This is a genomic window from Pseudoflavitalea rhizosphaerae, assembly GCF_003991355.1.
Lineage (GTDB): Bacteria > Bacteroidota > Bacteroidia > Chitinophagales > Chitinophagaceae > Pseudobacter > Pseudobacter rhizosphaerae.
In genome coordinates this window covers 161,533-181,797 of the sequence record NZ_RCSU01000013.1, presented here as the reverse complement: position 1 = coordinate 181,797, position 20,265 = coordinate 161,533, and the positions used below count along the sequence as shown (strand labels likewise).

Annotated in this window: 12 protein-coding genes; 2 read left to right on the top strand and 10 right to left on the bottom strand. The window is 48.4% G+C overall.

The window, feature by feature from the left end; genetic code table 11:
• The first annotated feature begins 40 nt into the window (after nucleotides 1-40).
• Nucleotides 41-1,801 carry a vWA domain-containing protein gene (locus D9Y29_RS20905; protein ID WP_127131924.1) on the top strand — a complete coding sequence of 587 codons (1,761 nt, stop codon included), beginning with the start codon at nucleotides 41-43 and terminating at the stop codon, nucleotides 1,799-1,801.
• 158 nt (nucleotides 1,802-1,959) lie between these two features.
• On the opposite strand, the gene dnaJ is transcribed toward D9Y29_RS20905, so the two are convergent.
• From dnaJ to atpD, 4 genes are all read right to left on the bottom strand, one after another.
• Nucleotides 1,960-3,114 carry a molecular chaperone DnaJ gene (dnaJ, locus tag D9Y29_RS20900; protein ID WP_127131922.1) on the bottom strand — a complete coding sequence of 385 codons (1,155 nt, stop codon included), beginning with the start codon at nucleotides 3,112-3,114 and terminating at the stop codon, nucleotides 1,960-1,962.
• Between the two features lie 17 nt (nucleotides 3,115-3,131).
• The gene (locus D9Y29_RS20895; protein ID WP_127131920.1) at nucleotides 3,132-3,668 is read right to left on the bottom strand and encodes a nucleotide exchange factor GrpE; all 537 of its coding nucleotides are present in this window, start codon (nucleotides 3,666-3,668) and stop codon (nucleotides 3,132-3,134) included.
• A gap of 270 nt (nucleotides 3,669-3,938) precedes the next feature.
• Complete coding sequence (gene atpC, locus D9Y29_RS20890) at nucleotides 3,939-4,199, bottom strand: ATP synthase F1 subunit epsilon (protein WP_127131918.1); 261 nt, start codon at nucleotides 4,197-4,199, stop codon at nucleotides 3,939-3,941.
• 24 nt (nucleotides 4,200-4,223) lie between these two features.
• Nucleotides 4,224-5,723 (bottom strand): F0F1 ATP synthase subunit beta, encoded by a 1,500-nt coding sequence (atpD, locus tag D9Y29_RS20885; RefSeq protein WP_127131916.1) that lies wholly within the window; start codon nucleotides 5,721-5,723, stop codon nucleotides 4,224-4,226.
• 294 nt (nucleotides 5,724-6,017) lie between these two features.
• On the opposite strand from atpD, the gene D9Y29_RS20880 reads away from it, so the two are divergent.
• Nucleotides 6,018-7,181 carry a hypothetical protein gene (locus tag D9Y29_RS20880; protein WP_127131914.1) on the top strand — a complete coding sequence of 388 codons (1,164 nt, stop codon included), beginning with the start codon at nucleotides 6,018-6,020 and terminating at the stop codon, nucleotides 7,179-7,181.
• Nucleotides 7,182-7,314: 133 nt separating this feature from the next.
• On the opposite strand, the gene D9Y29_RS20875 is transcribed toward D9Y29_RS20880, so the two are convergent.
• From D9Y29_RS20875 to D9Y29_RS20850, 6 genes are all read right to left on the bottom strand, one after another.
• Nucleotides 7,315-10,212: a PKD domain-containing protein gene (locus D9Y29_RS20875; RefSeq protein WP_127131912.1), complete on the bottom strand. Its 2,898-nt coding sequence runs from the start codon at nucleotides 10,210-10,212 to the stop codon at nucleotides 7,315-7,317.
• 732 nt (nucleotides 10,213-10,944) lie between these two features.
• On the bottom strand, nucleotides 10,945-16,032 hold the full coding sequence (locus tag D9Y29_RS20870) for a PKD domain-containing protein (RefSeq protein WP_127131910.1): 5,088 nt from the start codon (nucleotides 16,030-16,032) through the stop codon (nucleotides 10,945-10,947).
• Nucleotides 16,033-16,339: 307 nt separating this feature from the next.
• On the bottom strand, nucleotides 16,340-17,548 hold the full coding sequence (locus D9Y29_RS20865) for a glycosyltransferase family 2 protein (RefSeq protein WP_127131908.1): 1,209 nt from the start codon (nucleotides 17,546-17,548) through the stop codon (nucleotides 16,340-16,342).
• A gap of 1 nt (nucleotide 17,549) precedes the next feature.
• Nucleotides 17,550-18,458 (bottom strand): glycosyltransferase family 2 protein, encoded by a 909-nt coding sequence (locus D9Y29_RS20860; protein WP_127131906.1) that lies wholly within the window; start codon nucleotides 18,456-18,458, stop codon nucleotides 17,550-17,552.
• A gap of 93 nt (nucleotides 18,459-18,551) precedes the next feature.
• The gene (locus D9Y29_RS20855) at nucleotides 18,552-19,721 is read right to left on the bottom strand and encodes a sugar transferase (protein WP_241238002.1); all 1,170 of its coding nucleotides are present in this window, start codon (nucleotides 19,719-19,721) and stop codon (nucleotides 18,552-18,554) included.
• A 47-nt stretch (nucleotides 19,722-19,768) separates the two neighbouring features.
• Nucleotides 19,769-20,170: a response regulator gene (locus D9Y29_RS20850; RefSeq protein ID WP_127131904.1), complete on the bottom strand. Its 402-nt coding sequence runs from the start codon at nucleotides 20,168-20,170 to the stop codon at nucleotides 19,769-19,771.
• Between the last annotated feature and the right edge of the window lie 95 nt (nucleotides 20,171-20,265).

Below are 20,265 nucleotides of genomic sequence, written 5' to 3'. Positions count from 1 at the left end.
AAACCAAAGGATATGGTATTTTTCAACCCAAAATTACCTGTTGAGAATTGCTTGTGTAATACTGCTGTTTACCCTGATGTTTGCCACTGCTTCCGCCCAATTTTACCTGCGCGGTGAGATCAGAGACGAAAAAGGCAATGCTTTGTCCAATGCGAAATTGAAACTGCAATCCAGTAACCTGCTCTATTACTCAGGCGTTAAAGGCTCCTTTGGTATCGTCAGTTCCAAAGAAACTGATTCATTATTCATTTCACTGGATGGCTACCAGGACCTGGCCATTAAAGTGGAAGCGGGCCATTATCATATCGTTTCTCTTAAAATGTTGTATTCCGCTGCACACCTGCAACGTAACAAACTGGTGAGCCTTACGCGGAATATGCAGCCGGAAGAAAGAAAGAAATACTTATTCAGCGGGGAAACCTACAGTACCCTGGTGGAAAATGAATTTGTACAGGCGAGAAAATATCCGGAAACCGGGTTCGCGATTCATGCTGACCGCGCCGCCTACAGCAATATCCGTCGCTTTCTGAATATGCATACCACGGTACCGCCCGATGCTGTGCGCACGGAGGAGTTGCTGAATTATTTCAATTTCGACGCATCCCCGCTGGACAAGGACAGTATCTTCGGTTTTCGGTCATACATCTCCGATTGCCCGTGGAATGCACAGCATCAATTGTTATATCTGAATATCGCTTCGCGAAAAATAGACAGTTCTGAGATCCCTCCTTCCAATCTCGTTTTTTTGGTGGATGTTTCGGGTTCGATGGATATGCCCAATCGCTTGCCGTTGTTGAAGTCTTCTTTCAAATTGCTGGTGGATAATCTTCGTAATACAGACACCGTGTCGATTGTCGTTTATGGGAGCACGGTAGGTGTGTGGCTGACGCCCACCAGCGGGGCCGACAAAGTGAAGATCAGGAAATCGATAGAAGAACTGTATCCCGGAGGTTCAACACCCGGCGAATCCGGTATCAGAACTGCCTACAGGCTGGCAAAAAGCCAGTTCATCAAAGGCGGTAACAATCGCGTGATACTGGCTACAGACGGGGATTTCAACGTAGGACAAAGCAGTGAGGACGAACTGGAAAAACTGATCACCCAGCACCAGGAATCAGGGATCTACCTGACCTGTCTGGGGGTGGGTATGGGCAATTATAAAGACTCCAAACTGGAAGTGCTGGCCAAGAAGGGCAATGGCAATTTCGCTTATCTCGATAACGAACATGAGGCGGAGAAGGTATTGGTGCGCGAGCTGACACAGACCTTGTTCACGGTAGCGGATGATGCTTATCTCAATATCCGTTTCAATTCATCGGTGGTGCGTGAATACAGGCTGATCGGTTTCGATAACAAGGCGAAGGCATTGGCAGATTCACTGAATGAAGTGGAAGGCGGGGAAGTGGGGCCGGGCCATTCGCTGCTGGTATTGTTCGAAATCGAACCGGTAGGGCAGGCGGGGCCTGAAGCTTATCCCGCGGATGAACCGGTGGCAAATCTCTGTATCAATTTCAGAAAACCCAATGAGTCACTGCGACGCATAACCGAATACCAGGTAGAAGCGAACTACTCAGAATTTACTGTACTGCCCAAATGTTACCAGTTCGCAACTTCGGTGGTGATGTTTGCCTCTTTGCTGAAGCAATCGAAATTCTCTCATCAGTTTGGCTGGAACGATGTGATCATCATGGCTGATGAAGCGCATCGCAAGGGAGATTATGTGCAGGAGGAGTTCATAGCGATGGTGCAGAAAGCGAAGAAGATCTATGGGAAGATGCGGAAGCGGAAGAATAAAAAATAATTAGCGTGTCGCCAGTCGCTCGCCTCCGGCGAGTGACTCATATTTGTTCGCCTCCGGCGAACACTGTGTCGCCGGAGGCGACAAAATAAACCTCACTCGCCGGAGGCGAGCGAGTGAGCCCTCCGCGATTGCGTGATGCAGTCGCGGAGGGAACTTTTTTAAGAGAACATCTCTCTCACTTTATCAAAGAAATTCTTATCGGTCTTATCAGGCTGTGGTTGGAAATTGGGTGAATGACTCAATTTCTCCAGCATGGCTTTTTCTTCAGATGTGAGGTGTTGTGGGGTCCACACGTTCACATAGATCAGCTGATCGCCTTTTTCATAGCTGTTCACAGCGGGGAAACCTTTGCCTTTGAGGCGGAAGATCTTGCCGCTTTGTGTACCTGCGGGGATCTTGATCTTGGCGCGCCCGTCGATGGTGGGCACTTCCACGTTTGTACCGAATGCGGCGTCCGGGAAGGAGATATGGAGCTCGTATGCAACATTGAGACCATCGCGGTGCAGTTCCTTATGTTGTTCCTCTTCGATAAGGATGATCAGATCGCCGGGAGGGCCGCCGCGTTCGCCGGCATTACCTTTGCCGCCAACACTTAGCTGCATGCCTTCCATAACGCCTGCAGGGATATCGATGCTCACAGTTTCTTCGCCATATACTCTCCCTTCACCTTTACAGCTTCCGCATTTGGCGGTGATCACATGTCCTTCACCGTTACAGGTAGGACAGGTGGTAACTGTCTGCATCTGTCCGAGGAAAGTATTGGTGACCTTGCGTACCTGGCCGCTTCCGCCGCAGGTGCCGCAGGTTTGAGTACTGTTCTTGTCTTTTGCTCCGGAGCCGCTGCAGGTGCTGCAGACAACATATTTCTTTACCTTGATCTGCTTGTTCACACCTTTGGCGATCTCTTCGTAGGTGAGCTTGAGTTTGATACGGAGATTGCTGCCGCGAACGCCACGCTGGCGCTGGCCGCCTCTTCTTCCGCCACCACCGCCGCCGAAGAAATTCCCGAAGATATCGTCGCCGAAAATATCGCCGAACTGACTGAAGATATCGTCCATATTCTGGCCGCCACCAAATCCGCGACCATTGCCGTTCACACCTGCATGACCGAAGCGGTCGTACTGTGAACGTTTATCCTGATCGCTCAGGACTTCGTAGGCTTCAGCGGCTTCCTTGAACTTTTCCTCAGCGGCTTTATCGCCGGGGTTCCGGTCAGGGTGATATTGCATGGCCACCTTCCGGTAGGCCTTTTTGATCTCATCCTGGGAGGCCCCTTTGGATACGCCCAGTATTTCGTAATAGTCTCTTTTCATAGAAAACCAATGGGGTATTATTTTCCTACAACCACTTTTGCAAACCGGATGATCTTATCATTCAGGTAATAGCCCCTGGTCACTTCGTCCACCACTTTTCCTGCGAGTTCAGGAGCAGGTGCGGGGATTTCTGTAATGGCTTCGTGGAATTCGGGGTTAAATTCGGTTCCGATGGTCTGCATAGGCTTAAGGCCTTTTGCAGCCAGTGTATTGCGTAATTTGGCAAATACCAGTTGTACGCCTTCACGGATAGCGGGATTGTCTTCCTGTGTTTCCAGGGTTTTCTCTGCGCGGTCGCAGTCATCGAGTACATCCAGGAGCGATACGATCACATCCTTTCCGGCTGTCTGGATCAGTTCAAGTTTTTCCCTGGAAGTCCTTCTTCTGAAATTGTCGAATTCGGCTGCCTGACGGATGTATTTGTCTTTCAGTTCACCTACTTCCTGCTGCAATTTTTCCACTTCTGAAGCACCTTCATTGGTGTCTTCCGTGTTGAAGTCGGGAATGTTGGCATCCTGGCCGTTATCGTCCAAAATCGGATCTTTTTCTGTCATAGCTTTCCTGTTTTTAAATGCCTTTATGCTGTAAAAATGGCCGACCGGCGCAAGGAATTGCGGCTCTGCCAGTTACTCCTGCGCCGAAACGGTAAAAATACGCGATTTTATCGGCAAACCTAAGTTGGGCAATTACTTTGCCAGTGCCGTGATCAGGCCAAATTGTCTCTAAAAATGGTTGATGCCTGCCCATCTTTCCGGCAATGAAAAACCCCCGCCAGGCGAGGGTTTTCAATGATCTATCTGAACCGGGATAAGCCGGTATCTTTCTTATTTGGCCGATTCTTCAGCGCCTTCCACCAGAACAGTCACTTTATTGTTGAGTACTTCCACAAAACCGCCCTGGATATCGTAAAAGACAACGTGATTGGATTTGTCTTTCAGCACTTTCATCTTTCCTGCTTTGAGAGCAGAAACGAGTGGAGCGTGTTTATCGAGCACTTCAAACAATCCGCTGATGCCGGGCAGTTGTACGCCATAAACATCTCCGCTGAAGAGTTTGCGTTCCGGTGTTAATATCTCTAAGTTCATAGTTGATTAGAATGTTGTGACAAATTATCCGTGAGCCTGGGCCAGCAGTTTCTTACCTTTTTCGATAGCATCATCGATGGTACCTACGAGGTTGAAGGCAGCTTCAGGATATTCGTCTACTTCACCGTCCATGATCATGTTGAAACCGCGGATGGTTTCTTCGATGGGAACGAGTACACCTTTCAGACCAGTGAACTGCTCGGCCACGTGGAAAGGCTGTGACAGGAAACGCTGTACTTTACGGGCGCGTGATACTGTTTGTTTGTCTTCGTCGCTCAACTCATCCAGACCGAGGATGGCGATGATGTCCTGCAGTTCTTTATAACGCTGGAGGATCAGCTTCACGCGGTCAGCGCAGTTGTAGTGAGCATCACCTACGATAGCTGGCGTAAGGATACGGCTGGTGGAATCCAGCGGGTCAACCGCAGGGTAGATACCAAGGTCAGCGATCTTACGGCTCAATACGGTTGTTGCATCCAGGTGAGCGAAGGTAGTTGCAGGAGCGGGGTCAGTCAAGTCATCCGCAGGTACGTAAACCGCCTGTACGGAAGTGATTGAACCGTTCTTGGTAGAAGTGATACGCTCTTGCATCAGACCCATTTCGGTTGCGAGTGTAGGTTGGTAACCTACCGCTGAAGGCATACGACCGAGAAGGGCTGATACTTCAGAACCTGCCTGGGTGAAACGGAAGATATTGTCAACGAAGAAGAGGATATCACGGCCTTTGCCCTGTCCATCCCCATCACGATAGTATTCTGCGATAGTCAGACCAGAGAGGGCCACACGTGCACGTGCACCAGGGGGCTCGTTCATCTGTCCGAATACGAAGGTTGCTTTTGAATCTGCGAGTTCTTTCATGTCTACCTTGCTCAGGTCCCAACCACCATTTTCCATGGAGTGTTTGAACTCTTCGCCGTATTTCATGATACCAGCTTCGATCATCTCACGCATCAGGTCATTACCTTCACGTGTTCTTTCACCTACACCTGCAAACACGGATACACCGGAGTAAGCTTTGGCGATGTTGTTGATCAGCTCCTGGATCAATACTGTTTTACCTACACCGGCACCACCGAAGAGACCGATCTTACCACCTTTTGCATAAGGCTCGATCAGGTCGATAACTTTGATACCAGTGAAGAGAACTTCTGTAGCGGTAGAGAGGTTCTCAAACGCAGGTGGTTTAGCGTGAATGGGGCGGCCACCTTGTTTGGATACTGCTGGCAATCCGTCGATAGGATCTCCGGTTACGTTGAAAAGACGGCCTTTGATAGCCTCGCCGGAAGGCATAGTGATAGCGGCGCCGGTGTCTACTACTTCCAGTCCGCGAACCAGACCCTCAGTACCGTCCATAGCGATACAGCGTACGCTGTCTTCACCGAGGTGCTGCTGAGCTTCCAGTACCAGGATTTCACCATTTTGTTTTTTCAGTTCAAGTGCGTTATAGATTTCCGGGAGTTTTCCATCAAACTGCACATCCACTACCGCGCCGATGATCTGCTTGATCTTTCCAACGTTTGCCATATAAGATGTTTAAGAGAGCGTTTTAATTTGGCCGCAAAGGTAAGGGCTGCAAAGAGAATTATAAAATAAGAAACGGGAAATAATGTGGGATTCGGCAGGAATTTCCTAATTATCATAGTATGAACATATTGTATAATGTGTACTGGCTGCATGAAATAGCTTCCCAGGCCCCGTTTTTACCTGTATGTGCCGGATTCACAAAAGGTTCGGTTGGTTAATGATCAGAAAAGTGGTTTACGCTTATCAATTTTTTTGTACCCTTGTAAATTGGTAACTATCGTATAATAAAGATCGATGCAACTCATAGAAGTTAAAGATTCTGCAACGGCATCCGCATTTATCCAGGTGAACGTAGAGATCAATAAACATGATCCCAGTTATATCCGTCCCCTGGATAAGGATGTGGAAGAAGTGTTTGACCCGAAGCGGAACAAAGCTTTTGGCTTTGGCGAGGTGAACAGATGGGTGCTTAAGAACGATGAAGGAAAGCTGATCGGGCGTATCGCCGCTTTTGTGAACAGCAAGTATCAAAATAAAGAAGACGATGGCCCTGTTGGTGGTATTGGCTTTTTCGATTGTATCAACAACCAGCAGGCAGCAGATATGCTTTTCGATGTGAGCCGGCACTGGCTGCTTCAGCGTGGAATGGAAGCGATGGACGGTCCGATCAATTTCGGAGAGCGGGATCGCTGGTGGGGGCTGGTAGTGAAAGGCTTCAGCGAGCCGCTTTACTGCATGAACTACAACCAGCCTTATTACAAGGAGCTTTTCGAGAATTACGGCTTTCGTCCTTTTTATAATCAACTCTGCTTTGGAATGTCGATCCATGGCCCTTTTCACAAGAAGCTCTGGAACAGGCACGCTGCTATATCCAATGATCCCAGCTACAAGATGGTTACCATCAACAAGAGCCAGCTGGAAAAATATGCAGCAGATTTTTCCTTCGTTTATAATAAGGCATGGGCCGGGCATGAAGGACAAAAAGAATTGGCGCCGCAACAGGTGTTACGTCTCTTCGAAACCATGAAACCGGTATTGGATGAAAAGATTGCCTGGTTCGTTTATCATAACGATCAACCTGTATCCATATTCATCAATCTGCCTGACCTCAATCAATGGTTCAAATTCCTGAATGGACAATTCAACTGGTGGCACAAACTAAAACTGCTATGGCTGATGAAGAACAAGCCCAGCAGGAAAATGGTTGGACTTGTTTTCGGAGTGATCCCGGAATACCAGGGCCTGGGGCTGGATGCTTACATGATTATAGAAGCAGGTATCCTGCTGAAACAATATGAGTACGAGCATTACGAAATGCAATGGATCGGAGATTTCAATCCTAAAATGATCAACGTTGCCAAACGAATGGGTGAGACCTGGCCCAGCAGGACGCTTACTACTTACCGTTACCTGTTTGATCAAACGAAGGAGTTCAAGCCACATCCAATTTTACTCTAATTAATTCGAATTTCCTCTGAAAAGCCCGACAGTAGCGGGCTTTATCATTCCCGGAATTCAACGGACAAAAAGAAAGGGTGCAGCCTTATCGGGTGCACCCTCGTGATCTTTTACAGGATATGTGGAAAGATACTTATTGTTTTATAAATCTGCTCACCAAAGTGGTTTTATTATTGATCAGGATTTCCACATTGTATACGCCTGGTTTCAGGTCGCTTACTGGTACCTGTTGTACCTGAACAGATTGTTGCTGCCGGAAGCTGATCCTGCGGATCAGGCTGCCACTGGAATTGTAGATCTTCAGCTGCGCATTGCCGCTCTCCTTGCTGGTAGTTTCCACATTGATCATACTCACGGCAGGATTGGGATATACTTTCAGTTTATCAGCAGAGGCGCCGGTTTCTTTCACTTCAGTAGCAACTGCCATCAGTTGCGTTTCTGTATTCACAGACTGCACAGCAGTTTTTGCAACAGATGAAACGATCACCAGTACTGTATCTGCGCGGGGAACCCAATCTTTACCCCATACCATCAGTTCGAAGCTGTAGATGCCTTCCACAAGGTTGGTGATAGGCGTGATCACAACAGCAGGATTACCGATGGAGAATTGTGCAGGCCCGCTGATCTTTCTCCATTTGTATTCTTTGATCTGTCCCAGCGGATCAACGGAGGCAGAACCATTCAGTGATGCACTGTTGGCAGGTAGTGTGATGGCGATATCCGGACCGGCATTGGCCAGACCTGCTTTGGCATCCCCGGTATTACCGGTGGAAGACCTGACGATCACCTGCACAGTATCTGCGCGCGGCACCCAGTTATGACCCCATACCATTAACTCGAATGCATAAACGCCGGCAGTAAGCCCGGTTACTGATGTAACAGGAGCGGCAGGATTCACAATGGTGAAAGAAGCGGGGCCGCTGATCTTTCTCCATTTGTATTCCTTGATCACACCAGATGGATCTGATGAAGCAGAGCCATTCAATGTGGCTGTGCTGGCCGGTGTTGAAATGGTGATGTCTGCGCCCGCATTGGCTTTTACAACATCACCAGTGCCCGGATCGCCACCGCTACCCTGGTTCACCGTAACCTTCACCGTGTCTGCACGTGGTTCCCAGTTATGGTTCCAGACCATCAGTTCAAAGGTATAGATACCGGCCGCCAGGTTGTTCACGGCAGTAACAGCAGCCTTTGGATTGGCAATGCTGTACTGCGCAGGACCTGTAAGCTTTCTCCATTGGTACTGCTTGATCACGTTGCCCGTTGGATTGACGGAGGCAGATCCGTTCAGCGTGGTGCTGTTGGTTGGCAGGGTAATAGTGACGTCGGCACCGGCGTTTGCAACCACGGGTTTATCAGGAGATGTTACCGGTGCGTCTTTCACAGTGATATAAACTGTATCTGATTTCGGCTGCCATGAATTGTTCCAGGCAGTGAATTTGAATCCATAAGTGCCGGCAGCAAGATTGCTCACAGTGGTTGATTGTACTTTGCTGTTGGCGATCGTGAATTTTGCAGGTCCGCTGATCTTTGTCCATTCAAACTGCTGCAATGGTCCCGCAGGATCGCTGGAATTGGATCCATCCAGCGTTGCGCTATTGGTGGGCAGTGTGATGGTTTTATCTGCGCCGGCGTCAACTACCCAGGCAGTCGGTTTGTCGTCTGCCTTGTTCACTGTTACGGTAATATCATCTGTTGCGGTAGCTCCTTTATTATCCGTCACTTTCAGCCTGAATACATAAGTGCCTTCTGTAAGGCCACTTACTGCAGTGGATGAGCTGTTGGGCGCCGCGATAGTGCCGGCTGTGGGGCCACTCACTTTAGTCCAGTTATAAGCAGTGATGCTTCCATCGGGATCGGAAGAAGTAGAGCCGTTGAGCGTAACGCTGTTGGCCGGAGCCTTGATGGTAATATCATTTCCGGCACGGGCAACAGGATTTTGATTGCCTCCGGCAGGACCGTCTGTAACGGTGATGGTTACCTGAGCAGTGGTCCAGTCGCAGCGGTCATCCACCACTTTCACTTCATATACATAAGTGCCAGCCTGTGTGAGATTGGTAACGGTTGTAACGCCATTGGTTGTAACCGGCGTACTGATGGTACCGAATGATGGCCCGGAAACCTTGCTCCAGATGAAGCGGAGCAGCTTGCCATCCTTATCGGTGGAAGCGCCCGCATTGAGGGTTACCTGTGCAGTGCCGGTAGTAATGGATTGATTACCGCCTGCATTGGCAACAGGACGAACGTTTACCGGCAGACTCTTGTTCTGCGCCAGGAACCATTCGTAAATATTGGGATTGTTGTATTCGTATTTGGTATTGTATACGCGGGTCCAGATCCAGTGGTCACCGTTAGGCCAGATGGTCATATAAGGTTTCACGGCAGGATTGAGGGCGTTGAGAGACTGAATAGCGCCCTTGGTACAAGTTACAGGAGCGGCGCTCTTATCGTCTTCCGCGTGAAAGGCCCAGATGGGCAGGTTTGCATTGGTCATATTGGACCAGGTTGTATTTGTGCAGGCGCCACAGGAAATGCCGATGGCAGCAAGCCTTTTGGCGTTCTCAAGTGAGCTGCCTGCGTATTGCCAGGTGCCGCCGCCGCCCATACTCAGGCCGGTCAGGATAATGCGGTTTGGATCGATGCGGAGATTTTTGGTAGCGTAATCGATCAGGTCATCAACGTACCAGTTCTGCCACCAGCCGTATTTTGAATTCAGCTGCGGCGTTAGCACGATGAAGGATTCTGTTTTGCCATTCCAGGTGAAGGTCATGGTGCTGCCTTCGTCGATCTCGCGTGGAAGCCCATTCCAGCAGGCATTCTTGAGTTGCGTGGTGCCATCACCCTTTTCTCCCGCACCGTGAAGGAAAATGATCAGAGGGTGCGTTTTCGTGTCCTTGTTGTAATCAGGAGGTAAGAATTGATAGAACCCAATGTACTCCCCATTCTTAGCTGTGATACCCTTGGGCTCGTGTTGTGCCGCGGCGGACATCGTGATCAGGATGCCCAGCAGACAGAGTAAAAAGTTTCTCATAGAAAATTAAAAGTGTTTCCCGTAAAAAAAATAGTTTCCTGGTACGACCATTTTGCAATGATCATAGTCAATAGCAGCAATACTTTCAAAGCATTTCATGCTATCGCTTTGCAGACCTGTAAAAAATCGAATAGATAAGGAATATGAACAAAACCGGTTTCTTATAAAGGTCACATCAATCCCAAGGCACTTTCAGGCGGGAGCTAAAACGACTTTTACTGTTCGGACTAACCGGGATTAAATAGGGAACGATTTTCAGTTTCCAAAATGCGCAATTACTATACCAAGATGTGTAAGCCAGGCAACATTTTTACCGCGGTTGAGTAAAACAGCATGCAGTTATTACAAGTAAACGTTCTGAATACAAGGAAGCGAACGTGTTAGCAAAAAAAGTTTTTTTTCGAATTGTAAAAGCCAGTACTGGCAAGGGTTTGCGGGTACATCAAAAAGTCAGGCATAATTGGTAGGCAAGAAAGCATTCGTGTAATGCAATTGTTCGCAGTAAAAAATTAGAAACAAAAATGAGGAGATGCTGTAGTAGATATTTGACGTGCTTCACTATTTGTCTTAAATCAAAAAATCACCCGCGAAAAAGGAGAGCGACTGGCGGCACTGCTGAGTAAATCCTTCACATTTATCGAGTGTTACCAATCGCTCGCCTCCCGGCGGGTGATCTCTATTTCAAATGCTCCTGCAAGATAGCTGTTCCGGAGCGCTTATAAACTGTTTCGTCTATTGCTTCACAAATTTACTAACCATCTTCTTCTTATTGGCAAGATTCAAGTGTAAATAATATACGCCCGGCGCCAGGTCAACTACGGATATTTCCTGGATCACTACGGACTGGGACCTGGGGACCAGGAAACTCTTCACCACATGTCCGTTCATATCTATGATGGAAGCGATAGCATCCCCTTCTGTATCGCTGATACAGCGGACCTTCATCTGCCCCCTGGTTGGGTTGGGATAAAGAGTCAGCTCTTCAGTATACTTGAAATTGTTTACCACAGCCACTTTGATAGTGTCCTTACCTGTTGCTCCCTTATTGTCGGTCACTATCAGTTCAAACAGGTATACGCCGGTAGTAAGGCCGGAAACGGTAGTGGTAACGCCGCTGGTGGTAGAAAGAATGGCTTCACGCGGCCCTTCGATCTGGGTCCACCTGGCTGAAGTGATCACGCCATCGGGATCAAAAGAAGCTGTACCATCGAGTATGGCTGAATTGGCTGGTACTGCAATAGTTGTATCCTTTCCGGCCATCGCCACAGGAGCTTTGTTGGGGGCATTAACAACGGTCACCTTCACCGTGTCTTTGTCGATACCTCCCCTGTTGTCTGTAACTACCAGTTCAAATGCATGTACGCCAACTATAGCACCAATAACACTGGCCACTTTGGTTTGCGCATTGTTGACGGTAACGGTTCCGGGCCCGCTGATGCGGCTCCATTTCCAGGAAGTGATCTCTCCATCCTGGTCGGAAGATGCGCTGCCATTGAGTTGTATGATTGGTGCAGGCAATGTTACCGAGAAGTCTGTACCTGCATTGGCGAGTGGTAATCTATTCACAGCAGGCTTCACTGTTACTCTTACAATATCTTTTGAAATGAGGCCACCCTGGTCGGTCACCTGCAGCTGGAACTGATAGGTTCCTTCTGCTAATCCGTTCACCACTGTTTTTGCAGCAGCAGGAGTGGCAAATGAATATGGCGTTGGTCCGCTCACGTAAGTCCAGAGATAAGCGAGTGGTTTGTTCTCGGGATCGGTAGAGCCGCTTCCATTGAGGGTTACAGCGGATACAGGAAGTGTAATAGTGATATCTGTACCTGCATTGGCAGTTGGCGCCTGGTTCGGCGGATTGTTCACGATCACATTCACTGTGTCTTTATCGATACCACCCCTGTTATCTGTGATCACCAGTTCAAACTGATAGGTGCCTGCGATCACGCCGGTTACCGTTGCCAGTTTGGTAGTGCCATTTGTGATAGTAGCTGCATTGGGCCCTTTGATGAGATTCCATTTCCAGGCAGTGATGGTGCCATCATTATCGGTTGATGAACCGCCATTCAACTGAATCAGCGGATTTGGTAAGGTAACGCTGAAATCCGCACCTGCATTGGCGTTGGGCAATTGATTGGGAGGCACAGGTTTCACCATCACTTTCACGATATCGCTGGAACTGAGGCCACCGGGATCTTTCACCAGCAGCCTGAATTCATAAGTCCCCTCCACTAATCCATTCAAACTGGTCTTTGCTGTATTGGTGCTGCTAAACGAATAGGAGTTAGGGCCACTCACATAGCTCCAGAGATAAGTGAGCGTTTTGCCTTCCGGATCGGATGACAAACTTCCATCCAGGCTGGCTGTTTGAACAGGCAATGTGATGGTAACATCGGTACCTGCATTGGCTACCGGTGGTTTGTTGGGATCGGGATTCACCACCACTTTCACTTCATCCACGGATTTCAATCCGCCAACGTCTGTAACAGTGAGTTTGAATGTATAAGTTCCAACAACAAGACCAGTAAGCGAGGTACTCGCTGTGTTCTTACTGGCGATAGTATAGGTACCAGGACCATTAACCCATTCCCAGAGAAAAGTCAGGGTTTTGCCTTCCGGATCGGAGGAGGTACTGCCATCGAGGGTTGTTGAATTGTTGGGGAGTGTAATGGAAATATCATTGCCTGCATTGGCCAACGGAGCCTGATTGGGATCGGGGTTCACAACAATTGTAACCACATCGGAAGCGGTCAGACCTCCATTATCGGTAACCGTTAGTCTGAATGTATAGGTGCCAACTACGAGTCCGTTCAGTGCAGTGCTGGCTGCATTCTTATTCACGATATTAAAGGACGATGGTCCGTTCACCCATTCCCAAAGCCAGCTGGCGATACTGCCATCATCATCTTTACTGCCTGTTCCATTAAGGGTAGCAGAAGAAGGTAATGTGATATTTTGATCACTGCCTGCATCGGCAGTTGGCGCCTGGTTATCGGGCGTCAATACAGGATTTACGATTACTCTCACCTCATCGCTGGAACTCAGTCCGTCTTCATCCGTAACAGTAAGTTTAAAAACATAACTACCTTCCACGAGACCGGTCAGGTCAGTACTTGCATTTGCAGTATTATCGATATGATAGGTGGAGGGGCCGCTTACCCACGACCATTCAAAAGTCTTGATATTATTATCAGGATCGGAAGAGGCGCTGCCATCCAGGGTGGTAGCGGAGGCAGGCAATGTGATATTGCGGTCTGCACCTGCATTGGCCACGGGTGCCTGATTGGGTTTGGGATTCACTTTCACGGTCACGATATCATCAGAGCTCAGCCCGTCAGCATCTGTAACAGTAAGCTTGAACTGGTAGGTGCCCTCAGCCAGATCTTTTACATCCGTTTGGGCTGCAGCGTCATTGACGATAGTGGGGGAAGCAGGCCCGCTTACTTGCGTCCATTTGTAAGTTTCAATATTGTTATCTGCATCTGTAGAACCGCTGCCATCGAGGGTTGTAGCAGATGCCGGCAATGTGATCTCGCGGTCGGGACCTGCATTGGCAACGGGGGCATGTGTTGGTTTCGCATTTACTTTCACTACCACGATGTCTGAAGAACTGAGGCCGGCCGCATCTTTTACTGTGAGTTGAAACTCGTAAGTGCCTTCCGCGAGGTCATTTACATTGGTGGAAGCAGCGGCGGCATTGGCGAAAGTGTGCGCGTTTGGGCCACTGATCTTGACCCATTCGTAAGATGAAATATTATTATCGGGATCGCTGGAGGAACTGCCATCCAGCAAAGTTGTTTGTGTTGGCAAAGTGATCTCCCGGTCAGGGCCAGCATTGGCCACAGGAGCCTGATTGGGCCTTGGATTCACGCGAACGATCACATTGTCTGAAGAACTGAGTCCACCGGCATCAGTAACGGTAAGTTTGAATTCGTAGCTGCCTTCAGATAGATCATTTACAATGGTTGAGGGGGAAGAACCGGTTGCGAAATTGTGCGATGCCGGGCCATTCACCTTTGTCCATTCATACTTTGTAATATTATTTTCGGGGTCGCGGGTGGCGCTGCCATCGAGTGAAGCGGAATTGACAGGTAATGTGATCTCCCGGTCAGGCCCTGCACTGGCCACGGGTGGACTATTCACCGGCGCGGGATCCTTGCTCACGGTCACTTTTACGGTATCGTTCGTGGAATTGTACCAGTTATCCCATACGCGCAGCCTGAATGCATAAGTACCTTCAACAAGACCGGTAACCGTAGTGGTCATAGCCGTGGGGCTTGTAATAGTATATTGTGAAGGGCCGCTTACATAAGCCCATTCATAAGCTTTGATCTCACCATCGGAGTCATAGGAGTCTTTGCCATCGAGTGTTGCTGTGCTGACAGGCAAACTGATATGGATGTCTGCACCTGCTTTGGCAACGGGTAATACATTCGAGGGACTCACTTTTACAGTCACCTGCGCTTCCGCTGTCAGATTATTATTGTCGGTAACGATGAGCTTGAAAACATAAGTTCCCAATGCGAGGTTGGTTACAGTAGGCGTTGAAGTGCCGCCATTGGTGAATCCAGCTGTGGTTGGGCCACTCACCTGGCTCCAGGCCCATTTGGTGATACTGCCATCAGGATCGTAAGAACCTTTGCCATTGAGCTGTGCACTGGTGGCGGGATAGAAAACGGTCATCTCGGAACCTGCATCTGCAATGGGTTTCTTGGTGCCGGGTGCGCCAGCCACTACATTCACAGTGATATTCTTTACAGTCCAGTCCGCACGATCATCAATCACTTTCACTTCATAAACATAAGTGCCTTCATTCACCAGGCTATTAACAGTGATCTTGCCATCAAGTGAGAAACCGGCGCTGAGTGTGCCGCCACCCGGACCGGAAATCCTTTTCCATGAATAACGGACGATCCTCCCATCTGCATCTGTTGATTTGGAAGCATCCAGTACTGCAGTGGCAAGAGAGGATGTAGTGGTTACATCAGGTGCATTGATCACCGGACGTTTATTAACAGGAAGGCTTCTGTTCTGTGCCAGGAACCATTCGTAAAGATTAGGGTCCTGTTCATTGTGACCGGGATCATACACACGGCCCCAGATCCAGTGGTTGCCTGTTTCATAGGAAGTGAAATAAGGAGGAACAGCAGGGTTGCAGGCATTAATAGCTGCAATGGTGCCGGCTGTACAACTATATGGTGCAGCGCTGTTATCGTCTTTGGCGTGGAATGCCCATACGGGAAGATTGGCATTGGCCAGGTTGCAGCGATCGATGTTGGTGCAGGCGCCACAGGAAACGCCGATGGCGGCGAACTTCTTAGCATTCTCCACGGAAGCGCCGGCATAAGCCCAGGTACCGCCACCACCCATACTCAGGCCGGTAAGGAAGATCCGGTTCTCATCCACGCGATAGGTTTTCTGAACATACGCGAGCAGCTCATCCACATACCAGTTCTGCCACCAGCCAAACTCTGAATTACACTGGGGGCTGATCACAATGAAGGATTCAGTTTTTCCATTCCAGGTGAATGTCATCGGATTGCCGTCTGCAATCAGCCTCGGAGGCGTACCACTAAGCAAAACACGGGGAAGCTCCGAACGGCCATTGCCCCGTTCACCATGCCCATGCAGGAAGATGATAACAGGATACTTCAGTGAAGGATTAGCAGAATAATTCGTGGGAACATATTCGTAAAAGCCAATCTCCTTACCGTTTTTAGCGGTGATCCAATTTTGCTTTTGTTGTGAGATACCTGAAAGGGAAAACATGAAGAGACAAAAGAGCAGCAGCAGTTTCCTACGCATCAGGGTAGAATTCTTCATAGAGTTGATTTTTCGGTATTAGGATATAATGGATTCGAAAAAGGAATTGCATGGCAACCCATATACAATAACCTTACCAAGTAACGAAATAATACGATGATACGATACATCAGAGCCACGGTTTTTTGACATGTGAATTTGACAAAAATCAATCGTAGTTCTTCTAGTGTACAGAGGTGAGCGTGGGTGTAGTAAGCTTGCAAAGAAACAGCAAAACCAGGGCCATTTCACAGCTGTGGGTATAAACTATGCCTAATGTGGAAAAAATTAATATTCACGAAACACTGGGCAGGCCTGAGTTGCAGGGTTAGTGGTTCGATTCCTGCGTATACGCTTTGGGGGTATGAAGGAACTCTTTCCTGCTTACTTTCATGCGGAAAATTGCACGTACAATACTCCACATCAATAGTGGAATATGCAGTAATGCCCGCAGTGTTTTCCAGGTATAAAAGTTTCCCGGAATGGATATGACAAATGTCAAAAAATATAAAACGGTCAATCCGGCCCACCAGATATAGGGTGGAAAGAGGAATTGCACGCCACTGATCAATTCTACCAGGAAGAGTAAAAAGAAGATACAATAACTGATCAGGAATACCAGGCGCGGGGGAGCGAAGTTGGCAAAAAGCTTATTCCAGTAATCCTTGGTCCTGGGAAGATGCCCCTGGTTTTTGTCAAAGAAGAGGCGCAGGTGAATGATCTGCGATTCCAGCCAGCGTGTGCGTTGTCTTTCAAAAACCGCTTTGCTGCTCACTTTTTCATCCAGTACATAAGCATCATCGATGAATTCGATGCAGATATCCGCTTTCATCGTTTCAAAATCCACTTCACGGTCGCAGGCGGGGTTGCCCAGGATACCTGGTTTATTATAGATCTCTTTCAGTTTTTTGAATTCGAAGGCCATGCCGGATCCGATGGTATTGCTGCTGAAGCCCAGGGCTCGTTGACCCCGGCGGAAGATATGGTTGTTGATCTCTTCGCTCATGGCATCCAGCACAGCCACAGGCGTATTGCGGTTCTTGGCGGTGCGATGGCATTGTACTGCCCTGAAACCCTTGTGGAAAGCGGCATTCACCTTTTCAAGAGTGCCAGGCATCATAATATTATCTGCATCTATAATGATGGCGATCTCATATTCATTTTCCGGAACATGGTTCAACAGTGCATTGAGGGAGCGGGCCTTGCTGCTCAACTCGAATTGTACTTCCTTCAGACAAATTCGATAGCTGAGCAGTTCAGCAATGGTTTCCGGCTGCAGCTGGTCGGCTGCTACAAAGATGGTGAAGCGGTCAGCCGGGTAATCATGTTCCAGCGCCTTCTTCACGGTATTGATGATGATATGGTCCTCCTTATAAGTAGGGATCAGCACGGCGATCTTCTTCTTGTCGGGATGCGGCAGGTACTTCGGGGAGCGATACAGTTTGCCTGCTACTGCTGCAGTGAAGAAGTAGAGGGTATTGATGGCGAGATACACAAACAGTATCCCAAGAACGATATGGAGAAGCGTGAGTAGCATGCTAAGTTTTAGAGTAACTGGATGAATACAGGTTCCAAACGGCCCCTTTCAAAAAATATTTCAGGTGCGTGAATTGTTTTTTGACGGCAAAACCGATCACGCTTTTGGGTAAGGTAAAGAATGTAAAGAAAGCGCTGAATGCCAGGAGTTGCAACGGGCCTGCGTTCCGGCGCATGTACAGGATCCGGTTGCGGGTATGGTAGTACACTTTCATGGGGTTGGCCTTTCCAACGCTGAGCGATTCCTTGTGATAGATTATTGCATCTGCAGTGTACCAGATCTTGTATCCTGCTTTGAGTATGCGTGCGCTCCAGTCCCATTCTTCATAGTAAAGAAAGAATTTTTCCGGGAACATTCCAACCTGTTCCGTCAGTTCCCTTTTCACCATCATGGCGCAGCCGTGGGCGCCATATGTGGCGCGGGATTGATTGTACTGGCCTTTGTCTTCTTCCCAGATCCCTACGCTGCTGGTGCGGCCGGTGAGTTTGCCCATGGGATTGAATCCCGCATATTGGATAACGTTAGGCTGGTCGAAGTACATGATGCGGGGGCAGGTAACGCCGATGGATCCATCCTCCTGAAAGGGTTGGAGCAGTTGTTGGATAAGATCGGGCGTCATTTCCGTATCGTTGTTCACGATGAAGAAGTAATCGCCGCCTGCCTGTCTCATGCCCCAGTTATTTCCACCGGCGAAGCCGAGGTTCTCTTTGCTGAGCAGGAGTTTGGTGTTGGGATAATTGCCGGAGAGGATCTGTTCGGTTGGGTCAACATCGGAATCCATATCACACACGAGGATCTCGTAGTTGGAATAACGCAAATGCTTAGCCGATTCCAGGAAATCGCAGGTAACGGCGGTCTGGTTATAGTTGAGTGTAATGATGGATACGAAAGGCTCTTGCCCTGTTGACATATCAGCTTTCTTTTTGTGGGGTTTCGATGCAGGGGTGGAACCCTGAGCATTTGTAGCGGGGTACATGACCCCGCTACACTCTATAAAGCAATGCTACGCATTTGAACTTTGCATTAATGCTGCGGGTGTGTTGGCCATGATCCACATATCGTACAGGAAGCTGTAACGTTCTGCGTAATCACAATCCAGCGCGATCCTTTCAGACACTGACATATCTTTCTTACCTCTTTTCTTCACCTGCCAGAGGCCGGTGATACCTGCGGGCGCCATGAATCTCTTGGCCCACTCATCGGTAGTGAGGGAAGCGGCTTCGTATAAGGGTAAGGGTCTGTTACCTACCAGGCTCATATCGCCTTTCAGTACGTTGATCAGTTGGGGAAGCTCATCCAGGCTGGTTTTGCGAAGGATGTTCCCGACGCGTGTGATGCGCGGATCATTGTCCACCTTGAAGAACACGGGGCCTTCCTGAACTGCATCATATTGGTTGAGGTGGCTCAAAGCCGCTACTTTTTTATCAGCGTCAACTTCCATGGTGCGGAACTTGAAGAAGTCGAAGATCTTGTATCCGCGGCCGGCTCTTTTGGAAATATAGAAGATGGGGCCTCTGCTTTCCAGCCTGATGGCGGCCATGATCAACAGCATTATCGGGCTGATGGCCAGGAGGATGCTGGAAGAAACGATGATGTCGAAACTTCTTTTGATGATGGTAGGTCTGTCTTTATGATCGTGTAAAGACATTTCGAGTGAAAAGCTTTTTTCCAGCAGGAACTGTTGTTTCACTTTTTTGAGGAAGCCGATCTTGCGGATGAGGGAGCTCCTGTTCTGTTCGTTCAATACGAGGATCTCATCAATGAAGGGGCATTCCTTGGCGCGTTTGATCACTTCTTCTGTGAGTCCGCTTACTTCGGCTACAACGGGTACTCCTTTGAGGAGGCTGTCAGTAGCAAGGAATTGCTGCAGTTCACGGAAATCAGTAGACGCAGAGATTTCCAGGATGATCACATCCGGAATGAAAATATTTTTGGAATGATGAAGCAGGCGCTTGAGCATGGAACGGGCATTGCTCACCGATTCGGCAGCATAGCCGCTTTCGAATGTCCGGATCAGACTGTCGATGTTGGCCGCTTTCTTTCCTATGTAAAAAAACTCCAGCTTGTTGGTGTTGCTGGCTGTAGGTTGTTCGGCAGCAATGCTGGAATTAATGGAATAGTGCTTGTAAATCCTTCTTGCTGTCTTTTCCCCGGGTAAAAATGTCAGTTCCATAAAGTAAGGTTGAAGGTTAAGTTTTTCCTGATTTTCTTACTCAATACTTAATCTGCATGCGCAACGCGTGCAGGGGTCTTTTGGCCATTAAGCAATCGGTTCGCTACGTCCATCAGGTCAACGGGATTAAAGGGCTTTGTGAAATATGCGGAAACGCCGTATTCTTCACACTGGGCTTTTACTTTCTCTTTATCTAATGATGAAAGCACGATCATGGGAATGTCTTTGTAAATACCACTGGTGGATAATTGTTCAACCATTTCCCAATCCTGCATATCAGGAAGCTGTGCGTCGAGGATGATCAGGCCTGGAAGGTTTCTTTTCGATAACCAATACATAGCAGAACATCCGTCTGGTGCAGTCACAACCTGGTAATGTTTTCCGAGTACAGTTTGCAATAAAAAACGTATTGCCTTGCTGTCGTCAATTGCGAGTATTAAATTTTTCATTAACAGAAAAAATTAAGTTTGAAAAAATCGCAATTTTTCAAAAGGCTTATGCTTGGACGATAATCGGTTTACAGAGGTATTGAGAAACTACTGTT